Genomic DNA, 14590 nt, shown 5'->3' with positions numbered 1-14590 from the left:
CGACTAGGCCACTTTACGTAACAACCCCTGGGTATTTTGCCGCATCGTATGTGCCACCATAAAATACCCTATCAGTGCCACGAAAGATGCGCCGGACAGCGGCCCTAAAAGCCAAACGTAAGGGTGCAGACGACCCTCAACATCAAACAGTTGCTGCTGAATGATCAATAAAGTGATATCGCTCACTAACGCTGCCACGAAACCCGCAAGTGCCCCCAGTAATAAAAATTCATAGAGCGTCGCAAGTTTAATCAATCTTCCTCTGGCCCCCAGCGTACGAAGAATAACCACCTCCTGCATACGTTCTGCAAGACTGGCTTGCACCTGAGAGATAAGGACCAACGCACCGCTGATCAATACAATAGATAATACAAACCCGATTGCCAGCGACACCTGAGCTATCATCGACTGCACCTGAGCGATGTTATTTTTGATGTCAATCATGCTCACGGTGGGGTACTGCAATAACATCCGGCTGACCGGACGCACATGGTTTTCTTCCAGTTTGGCCGCGGTGAAATAAGTCACCGGTAGTCGTTCAGCCATTGCCGAGTTAAAGATCATCACAAAGTTTGGCTTGAGTGTTCCCCAATCAACACTGCGAATGCTGGTTACTTTCGCCTCAAATGTCTGGGTGTTCACTAGGAAAGTTAGCGTATCTCCTAACTCAATGCCGACCCGCTCTGCTGTCCCTTCAAATACTGACACCTGCAATTCATCGGTTCGCTCAAACCACTGACCTTCCAGTATTTCGTTACCATCTGGCAGCGTGTCCGTCCAGGTCAGGTTGAGTTCACGACCCACGCCACTGCGCGCATCCTCTTGTTCCTGTTCCCCTTCTTGCTTGGATACCCGACGCGCAAACGCCTCTCCGTTTAAAGCATTGACTCGACCCCGAAAGACCGGATAAAACGCCTCATGGTGAATGTTCTGTTCAGCAAAAAACTGCTTAAACTGGTCAACATCGCGCTCACCAATATTAATCATAAAGGCATTGGGCGCATCCTCAGGTACCTGCATCTGCCAGTCAGAAATCATGTCGTTTTTCAGTACGAACAGGAACAACATAAGCTTAATCGCCAATGCAAAACTGATCAGTTGCACAGCATTTGCGTTTGCCCGCTTTTGCAAGGTCGCAATGGCTAGAGACCAGCTGTTCCCCGGGCTCAGGCCAAGTTTACGACCCGCACTGAAAAATAATCGAGACAAACCAAACAACACGGCCATCAGAGTGGCTGTGCCGGCAAACAGCAGTAAGGTGGTTTTGATATCGCCACTGAATAGCCACATCAGCATGAATATGGTACCAACCGACACAGCCATATGTATGCGGCTTACAGCCAGTTTGTCACCCAGACTTCTTCTGAGGACCCGCAAAGGAGGAATGTCAAACAGGTCCAATAGCGGTTTGAGTGAAAACATCAGCGCGCACACCACCCCGATGGCAATAGACAAAATCCACGGGCGAGGTCCGGCAGCCGGTAGCTCATTAGCGACAAAGCGTGTCAGATAGTCAACGGCGACCTCCTGCAAACCATACCCAATTGCCAATCCAATCAGTAAAGAACTCACAGTGACCAGCGACAAGTGCATCAAAAATATCCGTTTGATTGTGTCGCGGCTGCCTCCTAAGGTTTTCATCATAGCAACCGGATCATACTGACGCTCGCAGTAGCGTTTGGCAGATACCGCCATTGCCACCGCAGCCAGCATAATGCCAAATAAACCCGCCAGCAGTAAAAACCGTTCTGAGCGTTCCAGATTTTCACCTAAGGGGGATTGCCGGTCTTTAACACCCTGCCAGTTTTGGTTTTCTCTCAGTTGAGGTTTAAGCCAGTTATAATATTCTTTCAGGAGCTGCTCATCGCCTGCGAATAGTAAGCGATAAAAAACATCACTGCCGGGCTGTACAGCTTGCGTGGTTGGTATGTCGGCAATATTCAGTAGCACACGTTTATTGCCAGCTAACGAGAAAAAGGCAGAATCAGGTTCCTGTACCAGCACTTTTGTGACGGTAAACATACCCGCACCAATTTCTACCTGATCACCCACCTTAAGGCCAAGCGTGTAAAACAGGCCTTCACTAAGCCAGGCTTCTCCTTTAGCGGGCGCCGCAGCAATGTCATACTGTTCACCTTGCAACGTATCTCTGAGTGTGATCTTACCGCGCAACGGATGGCGATTACTCACCGCTTTGATCGACCCTAGCACCAATTCATCATTTACGAATAGCATGGAGTCGAAGAAAATATTTTGTGCCGTTTCGAGCCCAAAGTCTTGTGCGACCTTGAGGTAGCGCGCATCTAACTCATGGTTACTCGATAGGCGACGGTCCGCAGCAATGAAGTCGGCAGATTTCTGTTCAATGTTGAGCCGGATCCGTTCTGTGACTGAGCTCAGACTGAAGACCGTCAGTACCGCCAAGGCAATAGCGGCAAAAATGATGGTCAGCTCACCACGGCGCAGCTCGCGAAAAAACAATCTCAGCGCCAGTTTAGCCCACATGTGCAGCTACTCCTTCTCCGTCACGGATCTTTGCCAGCTGACCGCCTTCGATATGAATGATGCGGTCACACTGTTTTGCCAGATCTTCGTCGTGTGTCACTAAGATTAAAGTTGTGCCATGCTGCTTGTTTAAATCAAACAACAGGCTTTCAATTAGGTGGCCATTTTTTGAGTCCAAATTCGCGGAGGGTTCATCGGCAAACAGGATTTTTGGTGTTCCGATGAATGCACGCGCGATGGCAACACGTTGTTGCTCTCCCCCCGACAACTGAGAAGGATAGTGGCCAACCCGATGTGCCAGGCCCACTTTTTCCAACAGCGCCTGAGCTTGTTCACGGGCATTTTTTTCTCCGGCCAGTTCCGCAGGCAGCATCACATTTTCCAATGCTGTGAGGCTTTGCACCAGCATAAACGACTGAAATACAAAGCCGACTTTCTCGGCTCTGAGGCGTGCGCGCTGCTCTTCATTGAGTTGGTGAAGAGCTTCACCATCGAGATAGACTTCCCCTTTGCTGGCAATGTCCAAGCCAGCAAGCAAACTAAGCAATGTTGATTTGCCCGAGCCAGATGTGCCCACCACTGCCACTGACTCCCCTGACTTGACAGAAAAATTGATATCGCTAAGGATAGTGAGGTCACCCTCAAAGGTACTGACGGTTTTACCCAACTCCTTAACCTGAATAATATTTAACTGAGAAAGCACTGACATGATGCGATTTTTCCTACAACTGGTGGTATTGATCTTCGGCACACTTTTAGTATTAAAAGCGAACGCCAACGATACCAAAATTATGATCATTGGTGATAGCTTAAGCGCCGGTTATGGTCTCAAACAAGCACCGTCCTGGGTTAATTTGTTACAAAATAAATACGAGGCAGAGCAAAAAGCGATCACTCTGGTCAATACCAGTGTCTCGGGACAAACTACAGACAATGCACTGCTCACGATAGACAAACAACTTGAAAGCCACCAGCCCAGCCACGTACTGATAGAGCTGGGTGCCAATGACGGCCTGCGAGGGTTTCCGCCTAAACTGATCCGCAAACACCTACGCGAGCTGGTTGACAAAAGCCTGGCAGGTGGGGCCAAGGTGGCGTTAATGCAGATCCAGATCCCACCAAACTATGGTCAGCGCTACAGCACCCTGTTTGCCGATAGCTACCCACTGGTAGCAAAACAAACCGGGGCCTATCTAATGGATTACTTTATGCTGCCCATTGCAGCAGATCGCAGCTTGATGCAAAACGATAATCTGCACCCCAATGAAAAAGCTCAGCCTCTCATTCGGGATTTCATGTATGAGCGCATCGCACAATGGCTCGCAACCGCTGCAAAATAACCATCCAATAAACCCGCAAAAATGATTACTTGATCTACGCATCGCTGCAAAAGTAGATCAAGCTGCCCCTCCGCCACTGTCTTTAACAGAATTATCACATCAAAAAGATTACAAAAATAAGAAATTTTTATTCCAATGGTCGCAATCCACAATTAGCTATTCCTTAAGCTGTAGAAACAAAAACAATGACATGGGAAGACACTTTCCACCAAATTATTGCAGACTTAAAAATAAACCCAAAAGAAACACAAACTGAACATAAAATAAACATTTGCAACAATTTATTTAATTAATATACTATCCAGCACTGACATTAGAGTTTTTCACCTAATCAAGGTCATATAAGGCCATATATTGACACTCATTAAGGACAAACTGCATGAAACATTTGGGGTACTTATTTGGTTTAGGTGTTGCTGCGCTGCCCATTTCCAGTGCACTCGCTGACATCAAATCTCAGTCACTGCATAACAAACAATTTCTGTGGGACGACCTGAAACAGGTTATTTCACAAGGTCATCCTCACTCATTTTCAGCGTCAACACTTGAGGCCAGCAGACTAACCGCGGAAGAAACAGGACATAAAGTTCACTATAAATTAACAAAAAGAACCGAGGCTCCTACTGTCTATGAACACTATCGTGCTTATGTCGGAAATTATCCGGTGTTATCAAGTAACCTGGTGATAGCACGCAATAACCATGGTGAGATCCGCCAGGCGATGGGCAGTTTAATCTCAGGAGTTGTACCTCAGGGTCGAGCTCAGTTTCACGACATGGCACATACTCAGCTCAGCCAACACATTGAAGCACTGCCTGAACTAAGTGATGTTACCAAGTATAGTTACGAAAAGGCCTTTTTTATCAAAAGCGATGTATTGGTCCCTGTCATAGAAATCTTGGCGACATTTAAGGATAGAAAAGAAAAGATACTGCTCAATGGCGACGATCTCACTGTCGTTTCTAAGTCTTATAATATGTCGTTTGCGTTTTCTCCAAACTCACTGAAAGACGCAGGGTATGTTGCCGGTGGTGGCATCGGTGGTAACGATAAGCTAGGCGCAATCTGTTACTCCCCCAGCCCCGACAGTATGCAAAACTGTACCAGCTATCAGTTTGATGAAATTGCCCCTCAAGGTGCTGAGCTCAGATTTGAAGACCTGAGCCAGAACGCTATTTTTTCTGAGTTTAATGGCTACCCATTCATCGTCAAAAAAGAAAATAACAACTGTATTTTAGATAACCCTTATGTGGTGACTTACGATGCAACTGTCTCCGAAACGACTCCGGTTTCTTATGTCTGTCAGACAAATAACGAAAACTTTGTAAAACGCGAAATTGACCAAACATTTGACGCCTACTACAGCTACAGCCCGGCAAACGAAGCACATTTTAACGCTGGCCTGGTTATGCAGTATTTCCACACACAACTCAAGACTTTGTACCCACAGCAAAGCATTGACTGTGACAGCAGTGGCTACTGTATTAAACCACTTTCCCAGAAAGTAAACAGAAACACCATTTTTGGCACTAACTCCGCTTCCTGGGATGGTGAGTTTGTTAACTATGGCTCAGGCAACGGTGGATATGAGTATTTTGCTCTGACAGGTATGAGTATAGCGGCACATGAAATTACCCATGCCATTACCGAGTGGAATTCAGGGCTGAGCAGAGAAGGTGTCGACAATGCAATTAACGAAGGACTATCCGATATCTCTGCGATTGCAATACTCGACTATTATCAACATACCGCATCAGGCGCTTACACACAATCTCAGGCATTTGCTGATCAATTTACTGACCAAACAGGGTTGTACACTAAGAACCGTAAGTGGTGGTATGGCTGGGATGTGTTCCCACAGGATAAAGCTGCACGTTTCTTTGAGTTACCTTCCTGGGATGGCCGAAGCATAGATCACGTCAAGGATTTTACCACAGCTAAAACAGGCCATGACAATGGCGGTGTATTGAGAAAAGCGTTTTACGAGCTTGTCAAAACCCAAGGCTGGACCATCCAGCAAGCCTATCGTTTATTTTTGCGCGCCAACACGTCTGGCTGTGTATTCTCAGGCATGTCTTTAAATGAGTTTGGCTTCTGCCTGATTGATCAAACCGCCCACATTCAAGTCGGCAATAAATCTTTGAACCAGATAAAATCAGACGTATCTCTCAGCCTTGCTGGAGTCGGTATTTCTACAGGTATTGGCCTGTCGACATTGGATGCCGATGCATGGCTTAACTACAACCAGGCCAGCTATGATTTAAGTCGTATCAATCAAGATACTATCCGCAGCATTGACGTGAACTGGGGAGACGGCCAAAGCGAGAGCTGGCAGCGCGATAGTGGCACGCCTATCTATCCCTTTTTACAACGTAGTAAACAGGTTGTTGAAGACACCCTGATCCGATTCTCTGTCAATGTAACTACCGAAGATCACAATGGTAACCAGGCAACCCAGTCGGCGTACAACCACTTTTATAGCCGCCCTGCAGCATTGCGCTGTGAGCCATTTATGAACAACGCTGTATTGCACACCAACACTCTGTCTATCAATAACTTTACTTTGTCGGGGCTCAACGCCGGATACAGAGCGAAACTAGACACACCATGGCCCGTCGCAAAACCGAGAGAGCACACTCTGAGCTTTGCACAGGACCTGAGCGGCAAACGTGTTTCCGTGTACTTTGATGGCAACAAAAACGGGCTGATGGAATCGAATGAAGCAATACTGTCAAATCAAACCATCGCAGGGAATAACGTCAAGTTCACGCTTGATCAGCAGACTAATCGTGGTCTTGGCCTGCTGCGTGTCGCTATTACTAACAATGAGTTTGACTATTCCTTGTTGGATGCCTGTGGTGTTGCAGACAACGCTCAGGTTGTGGACGTGATGATGGATGTCGACTCTGATAACCTGCCGCTGATCTCTGATTTTGAGGTGCAGTATCTAGATGGCAATCGGGTCAAATTCACTAACACCTCTCAGGTCAATGACGCAAAAAGCCCACAATTCTTTTGGCAATTTGGTTTTGATAATCGTACCAGTACCGCTCGAGATCCCGGGATAATTGACTATCCAGCAAACGGTGGTCAATTTGATGTATCGCTACAAATACAGTACGCCGATCAAAGTGAGACAGATACCAAGCAAACCCGTATCTCACTGGATCCCGTAAACGCTTGTCCAGCCAAAATCAGTGACGGCGCCAATGCAGATGTTATCTATATCGACGACATGAAGTTATTTAATTACTCAACGCAGCTTGCCAATGTCCCATCCGCAGCAGGGTTCAACCGTGACGGGTACAGTCTGAACACTTTAAACGGCACCGACATTAAGAGAAGAACCTATATCAGCGTCGAAATCATGACTAATCTCATGCCTCGTTCTACTGCCGAAAACTTACTGCAAAACGGTAACCGTGATGTGCGCTTCACCATTTGGCTGGATGCAGACGGCAACGAGGAGTTCGCACCTTCTGAATCCGGGTTAGACAACGATCCAAACTACAACTACTGGATAGACAATAGCCAGTGCACCACAATTTCCGGTTCTGAATATTGTCGGATCAGCGCCACAAAATCACTGACACTGCCCAATGTCAGCACCTGGGATTGGTCAAAATGGTTTGTATTGCGCTCTAAATTAGAAGAGCGTCCCACCAATGACTATAAGTCAGATGCTTGTAACAGATTTAATTACGGTGAAATTGAAGACCTCAAAATCAAAGTCACCCGATATTAACTAAAACCGCTCGCAGTAATGTAGGCAAAGGTAACTTTGCCTACGAGCTACCTCATAAAACCACTCAAAAAGGAAACTTTATGAAACTTGTTAGCCTAGCAGTTATCGCTGCTTTGGGAGGGGCTTCTCTTGCTACTGTCGCGAGTCCTTTGTCCGAAAATAGCACCGCTTTACCTAAGTCTGCTTTAAAATTTCAGGCATTAAGCAGTGCAGAAAAAGTACAACAACGACTGAGTAAGCATGGCCTAAATAAGAGTAACCGTCCGCATTTATTCAACCTGCTGGACAAACGCGAACAGGCGAAAAAATATGGGCTAAAAGCTGCTCAGACAGAGCAACTTAGCAGTCTGAACAATAGCATTAGCTCAAATTGTAACGCGGATAAAGTGTGCTCATTTTTCAAACACATGGGTTTGAGAGCTGTTAAAGACGCCACAGGTACAGAGTATGTGATGATTTCAGCCATCAACAGTGAAGTTGCGTCGACGACCTATACCTTTATCGATATTGCGCTGATAGACGAAAATGGCCAGGACATCACTATCCCGCGTTTTGCAGAGTATTATGGCGAAGGGATTTCCAAAAAGCGTATGGACATAGCTTCGCTTGGTAAGCTCAGCGATATCATGCCAAGACTACTTGCTGCAGAACAAATTTTCGCTGATGCCTGGGTGACTGTGGTATACATCGATGAAAATGGCAATGAAGTTGCCGAAGACAAAAACACCATCGTTGAATATTCTAAAGAAACTCTGTTGGCCGAGTTAGGCTATGAGAATGCGCTTTCAGCCAGTCAGAATTTAAAACACGCCACGGCATCAACTCAGGCATGGACTGAAGCACTCCCCTCGTCATCTGTGCCAACTATACAGCAAGGTGCGATTCTGGAAAGTGCCGTTACCAACCCGGTTGATCTAAAAGAGATCAATGCCGACCCAACACTGGACCGAATCAAAATCTGTCTGAACCGTATGTACAATGACTGTGATTACGACGCTGTCTACCCTCACGGCACGCCTAATGATCAATTAAAGGTGCTTGTACCTTTTTCTGGTTATCGTGATGTCATGGGTAAAGTGACCAAAATCTATCGCCCTGACTGGAGCACCAAAGACGTCACCTATGACGCCAATGGTAACCCGAGCTATACCATCAAACCTGCGGGCACCCAACCGATGGGATTGTACCATGGCACCGAAATTTTTATTCAGACGAAAGAAGGTGGTGGCGCATCCAAGTTAGGGGGTTACCAAGGCTCTGAGCACCTTTTCTCAGATCATATTTCATTGAAATATTTGCAAAAGCAAGTCGGTGACAACGTCTACGATTACACTCGCATCTCATGGAACATCCCGCGCTCAAAAGGGGTGTTTGGTGATGCAACGCTTTATGGACGTTATGCCGATGCACACTGGATCATGAACTTATCGGTTGAAGTTGAACAAGAAATGCGTGGCAGAAAACGCCTGCGTAATTTCACCTACGTTGTGGGCAGCACAGACATGCCTGAAGAGCAAACCTGGACAGACATTGAGCATCCACCGATGCAAATGGTGTATAGCTGTCTCGCGAAAGGCTCAATGATCATGTTGGCAAATGGTAAGCAACTACCAATCGAGCAATTGCAGGTTGGCGACCTGGTACTTGGCGCCAGTCAGTTTGCTCCAAACTCACACATGCCACTTGAAATCAAAGACGTATCAATCGGTGTTGAAGCTCTACCTATGATCAAGATCACCACAGATTCAGGCAAAGAGCTGTTACTTACTGAATCGCACCCTGTGGTCACTCAATCTGGTGTCTCAGCTTGGGCCAACAAGGTTCAACAAGGTGACCGTATTCACACCACCAATGGCCTGGAGCTGGTCACTAAGATCGAACAAGTGAAATATGAGGACAATGTTTACAACCTCAAACTGGCCCGCACCTCGGATGATCCAAAGCACATTACCGGTGAAACTTTCTCAATGTTTGCAAATGGTCTGCAGGTAGGCGATCTGGCAATGCAAAGTGACAATGAATTTGAGGACGAAGTGGAAACAGCACAAGACGTTCTAAATCGAATTCCTGAAGCTTGGCACAAAGATTACCTAAACAGCATCCAGTAATCAGGAAATAAACCAGTGAGGCCTCTTAAGGGGCCTCTTCACGGAGTGAACACAATGAATAAAAATCAATTCATTTGCCTTGCGCTGGCACTAACGACATCCCAGGCCCTCGCGCAGGCAACCAAAATACCAGAGAAACTCAGCGAAATAGCCCCCCTCTCAGCAGAGGCAAAAAGCATCGATTTAGTGCCACTCGGTACAGCGCATCAAAGTAAAGGCGATGTCTTACTGGGCATTCAGTCAGTGCAGGGCATGGCCGTTGAGCACTTGGGCAATACCAGCATCGACTTTCGCGTTGGCGTTGATCTGAGATATGAACAGGCGCTCAAACTCATCGATGGAAAGGTCGATGCTGGCTTCAAGTTCCCGGCTGTGCGCGTTGATGCGGGCGCAAACTATGCAAAAGATATCAGTGCCGACCGTTACACAGGTACCTATACCGTGTATTCGTCGGTCAAACCTAAGTCTCGTATCTTAATGCCAAGTTCAGACCAAGGATATCAACCAACGCAAGCGGCAATTGAGCTGGCGCAAGCTTATCCGGGTAACAAGGCAGCAAACCTCGGTGATGGCTTTGTACAGGGCTTTGCCTATGGCTCCAACGTCGTGATCAATATGAAGATTGATTATCGCAATGAGGAAGACAAACGACAGATAGGCGGCTACCTCAGTGTCGACTGGATAGGTAAGGTTAAGGTTGATGGCCAGCTCCAAAAAATTGACGAGGAAAAAAGGCAGTCCGTTAAGATTTCCATCAGTGGCTATCAGAGCGGTGGCGATCCAAACCGGCTGTTGAACATCATTCCAAATGGCATTATGCGTTGTACGCTGCTGAACCCGGAGCCTTGCTTCAACCTGTTCGAAGCCGCCGTGAACTACTTGAAATCAGATTACATCAACCAGTTTAATTCACTGGATGATTACAACATTACTGATAGCTATGTCACACAATACCTGGACTCTGGCGCAGGCTTGCAACAGTTAATCCCAGACGCAGGCTATACCCCAGTCAACTACCTGACAAAGCTCGTTATTAAAGAACTGACTTCTCGCTGGATTGAAGAACGACTGACTTACCGCAGAGCGAAGAATTTACAGCGCTACTATGCCGCGCAATTCAACGCCGAGCAGCTGAATCAACTGCAGGAAATCGAAACATCCAGTCGCGCCAATGCTAACTTGTTCGCAGATATGGTCGACTATTGTGAACGTAACCCTGAAGGCAATTACTGCCTCGACTATGAGTCAGGTAACTTAGCTTACTATCGCGACTACAGCGCTATCAGCGACGTATTAAAGTAAGGATACCATTATGAAAAAGTTTTCTATAAGCACATCGATTGTGTCTGCCGCTCTGGCTTTACCCCTGCTGGGTGCCACAGCGCAGGCGCAGGATCTCAGCGATGCTCAACTACAGGAAGCCCGTTACAGCGAGCTTGGTGACATGCTAACAGTTACAGAGGCTCAGGGCAGATTCGCCTGGATGCAAAAATGCTACGACGGTTTACTCGTTGAACTATGGGAACAGATGTTCGATACCCGTGACATTGTCAGCAAAGAAGAGAAATTACGCCAGCTTAAAGAGCTATGGCTGTCGGCAGATAAAATCGCCGCGGGCAAAGCCCAGTATGTGACCTTTGCAAATGAAGATTTCAGCAATCCTTATAACTGGGTTGCTGGCACCAGTGATAGTCAGGCATGTACGCTTATGCCGCCAGAGTATCAACCTGTGGCTTTAAAAACCACTGTGCTGTCACATAACTACTGTGACAATGCCAGTTTTGATAACGAGTGGGAATGGATTTCCAAAGTAACTATTGAGGACTTCGAACATCAATCTGGCACCAAAGCACACACTATGGTGTCTGGAAAAGTGGTGACGCTGCCCGCAAACCGAAGCGTCAAGGTATCTATCACACCGGGCAATCTGGAACCTGATTTTCCTTCATATGTGGTTGCACGAGTCTGGGTTGACTGGGATCACAATGGTCAGCTGGACAACAGTGAAATGGTCTACAAATCTGCATCAGATGGGGTGTTCAGATTTACCATGGACATTCCGGCGGATGTGCCCGAGGGCACCACATTGATGCGCATTGCAACCGATGCGGGTGGTGGCTCAGACAACGCGTGCTCCCGTATTCAATATGGTGAAGTCGAAGACTACCTTGTAACGGTTCGTTAAGGAAAGATGATATGAAACCTATTTATTTATCTGTTTTTGCACTGGCAATAGCAGGACAAAGCCTTGCTGCACAAGAAAAAGAGGCGAACATTTCAAGCGCCAACTTGTCTGGCTCTGTGATCTCGGGCCTGATCAACGATCATGTTGCCATGGGTACAGCGTATGACAGCCAAAAGAAACGCTTTCTTAATGTACAGCCTGTAGCAGGTGTGATTGATGAAACCTTTGGTAACACCGAGCTTAAGTTTAAAACCGGCATTGATATGAGCTATGATGACATGCTTAATACCTTAAACGGTAGTGTGGATGTCGACGTTAACTTCCCGGTTGTTCGCGTCTCTGCGGGTGCGTCTTTGGCCAAAGAAATGGCTTCCAGCACTTACTCAAGCTCCTACACCTTTAGCGCCTCAAGTACGCCAAAAAAGCGTCTGTTCTTACCTAAAGACCAAAACCAGGGCTATACCCTGTCTCAAGTAGGCAGTGATGTTGCCAACAACCATCAGACCAAGCTGCAAACGCTGGTTGGCGATGAGTTTGTAACCGGCATTGAATATGGTGCAAACGTACTGGTAAACCTTAAGATCGAATACGGTAGCAACCAAGACAAATCAGACATTGGCGGTTATCTGGATGTTGACTTATATGGTGGTGTATTCAACGTAGGAGGTCAACTTAGATACCTCAAGGATGAAACCAAATCTTCTGTGAAGATCACGGTACGTGCCATCCAGCAAGGGGGCGACCCAAAGCAGCTGCTAACCATCATACCAAACAACATCATCACCTGTTCACTGGACAATCCAGAGCCATGTTTTGATATGTTCTATGAAGCCGTGAAGTATGCCAAGTCTGGTTTCAACTCGCAGCTCAATTCATTGAGTGATTACAATGTGGTGCGCTACTACACCACGCGTTACGAGAACTCTTCACTGGCGTTACGCGCGTTAGTGCCTGAGTATCAGATAGTCAGAAATGCAACCAAATGGCTGATCAGTGAGCTTGAGGATGATTTCAAGCAAGCTATTTTGGACGAGCAGCGTGCAGATAAGCTACTCAATAGCTACTATGCCTACTTACCCGCGTCACAACGCCTGGCTGTGGAGCAGATCAAAGATCTGGCTTATGACAATGCCTGGTTCTTTTTCAATGCCGCACAGTTTTGCCGCGACAACCCATTTGGTTACGCATGTGAAAACAAGGTGCAGGAAATGAAGAGCGCCTGTGTGCAACGCGGTAAAAACTGCCCGGCCACCTACAATGTGACTGACTTGCAATTGCCAAGCAACGATCAGCAAGATTGGAAGCAATGTGAGTTGGCAAGACAAGAGGCCGTGCGCGCCGGCATCGTCACTGAAGAGCAAAGTGCACGTTTCAGAAACATGCGCTGGGCTCCGACTTTCATCGACGTCACAGCCCCGGCTCGCGGGATCCTGAACTGGCGTTTGTGTGAAGGCGCTCTGACCACTTACGGTACGGCGTTTGCGCAATAACCTGCCATAATTAATCGCAATGTGCTTGAGCACATTGCGATTTCTTTTCAGGGAGCGGATATGAAAAAGTTTTTACCTTTACTGGCTCTGGGGTGCACATTCGCAGCACATAGCCAGGTCTACTACAGTGAAAAAGTCGGTGCTAATGACCTTGGCCGGGCTTTTGACCCAAACATGCATCAGCTGAGTGATACTTGCTTACAAGGCACGCCTGTGCTGCATAATGAACTCAGTGGCAGTCTGGATTATTTCCAACGCGTTGACGAGACCTTGATCAAACGCCGTACATTCGGCGAGGTACATGGTGGTGTTAATCTGTTCATTATTGCCGGTAGCGTGTCAACCTCAATGACACATCGTAATGCCACCGATCAACGCACACTTACATCGCAGCTTCATCTCAAATTTGATGAAGGCTATAGCACCTTAGAGGATCGTCAGGTAAAAACCGGCGTGGACCTCAAAAACTGCGGTAGCCACTTTGTCTATCAGGTCAACTATGGCCGCGACCTGTTCGTCAACACGCGGCTACACTTTAGGACCGAAGAAGATTATAAACGCTTTGTCATTAAAATTAAGATACGTTTGCTGTTTTTCAAAAAGACCATCACCAAGGTCAAAGAAATCGAAAAGTATGCCGAAAATGCGGTATTCAGTGTCGATGTGAACTCAAATGGGCCATTACCAGCTAAGCTGCAGCAGCAACTCAGCGAGCAACCGACCTATTGCCGTGGGGGTAACATTACACCCTGCCTGCAAACTTTGGAAAAACTCGTGGCATATAGTTTCGACCCCAATGGACTCATGTTGGATTTGGCCGGCTTAGACAAAGTGCCTCGCAGCTTTGTGGTAAAAAGCTTCCAGGATTCAGGCCATTATGGTGCCGCTGACTGGGCATCTGTGATGAGTAATACCCTGTATGAAACTACCTGGCGGTGGGCTGAGCATCAATATGGTGAAGCAGTCAGACATTTGGAGCGCACCAAAGCGTTCTTAGCGGTGGCCAGTGAGGCCGAAAAACCCGCACTGGAAGCCCAATTTGAAGCCGCCCAGGTAGCACTCAGCGATGCGCAAACACTACGTCAAACCTGCCTTGAATCGCCCTGGTTAAGTCAGTGTGGGCCATAGATACGCATGTAATTTTCTCACTCAAGTGGCTAGTCTTCTTAGCCACTCAACAGGAGTTGCTTCATTGAAATGAATAAAATTCATCTTCT

Annotated in this window: 9 protein-coding genes; 7 read left to right on the top strand and 2 right to left on the bottom strand. The window is 47.1% G+C overall.

The annotated features are described in order from the left end of the window. Window positions 1-3: 3 nt before the first annotated feature. Both ACXAH1_RS08495 and ACXAH1_RS08490 read right to left on the bottom strand, forming a co-directional pair. Window positions 4-2505, bottom strand: coding sequence for an ABC transporter permease (locus tag ACXAH1_RS08495; protein WP_475195903.1), 2502 nt, complete (start codon window positions 2503-2505; stop codon window positions 4-6). Continuing rightward, entirely contained in the window at window positions 2495-3214 is a 720-nt protein-coding gene (locus tag ACXAH1_RS08490; protein WP_138551167.1) for an ABC transporter ATP-binding protein, read from the bottom strand. Before ACXAH1_RS08490 ends, ACXAH1_RS08495 begins: the two co-directional genes overlap by 11 nt. Here ACXAH1_RS08490 and ACXAH1_RS08485 point away from each other — a divergent pair. The 7 genes from ACXAH1_RS08485 (at window position 3213) to ACXAH1_RS08455 (ending at window position 14501) form a co-directional block, all read left to right on the top strand. Further along, window positions 3213-3845 (top strand): arylesterase, encoded by a 633-nt coding sequence (locus tag ACXAH1_RS08485; protein ID WP_475195897.1) that lies wholly within the window; start codon window positions 3213-3215, stop codon window positions 3843-3845. The genes ACXAH1_RS08490 and ACXAH1_RS08485 overlap by 2 nt on opposite strands. A gap of 379 nt (window positions 3846-4224) precedes the next feature. Next, window positions 4225-7590, top strand: coding sequence for a M4 family metallopeptidase (locus tag ACXAH1_RS08480; RefSeq protein ID WP_475195894.1), 3366 nt, complete (start codon window positions 4225-4227; stop codon window positions 7588-7590). Window positions 7591-7670: 80 nt separating this feature from the next. Next, complete coding sequence (locus ACXAH1_RS08475) at window positions 7671-9698, top strand: Hint domain-containing protein (protein WP_475195891.1); 2028 nt, start codon at window positions 7671-7673, stop codon at window positions 9696-9698. Between the two features lie 54 nt (window positions 9699-9752). Next, window positions 9753-11000, top strand: coding sequence for a hypothetical protein (locus tag ACXAH1_RS08470; RefSeq protein ID WP_253050036.1), 1248 nt, complete (start codon window positions 9753-9755; stop codon window positions 10998-11000). 10 nt (window positions 11001-11010) lie between these two features. Then, the gene (locus tag ACXAH1_RS08465) at window positions 11011-11883 is read left to right on the top strand and encodes a GEVED domain-containing protein (protein ID WP_253050033.1); all 873 of its coding nucleotides are present in this window, start codon (window positions 11011-11013) and stop codon (window positions 11881-11883) included. A gap of 11 nt (window positions 11884-11894) precedes the next feature. Further along, a complete protein-coding gene (locus ACXAH1_RS08460; protein ID WP_475195883.1) occupies window positions 11895-13373 on the top strand; it encodes an internalin in 1479 nt (492 codons plus the stop codon). 60 nt (window positions 13374-13433) lie between these two features. Next, entirely contained in the window at window positions 13434-14501 is a 1068-nt protein-coding gene (locus tag ACXAH1_RS08455) for a hypothetical protein (protein WP_475195879.1), read from the top strand. The last annotated feature ends 89 nt before the right edge of the window (window positions 14502-14590 follow it).

Source organism: Pseudoalteromonas sp. AWH4_217 (assembly GCF_056161105.1).
Note: the sequence above shows the minus strand (reverse complement) of the source record. Positions and strands in the feature narration are given on the sequence as shown.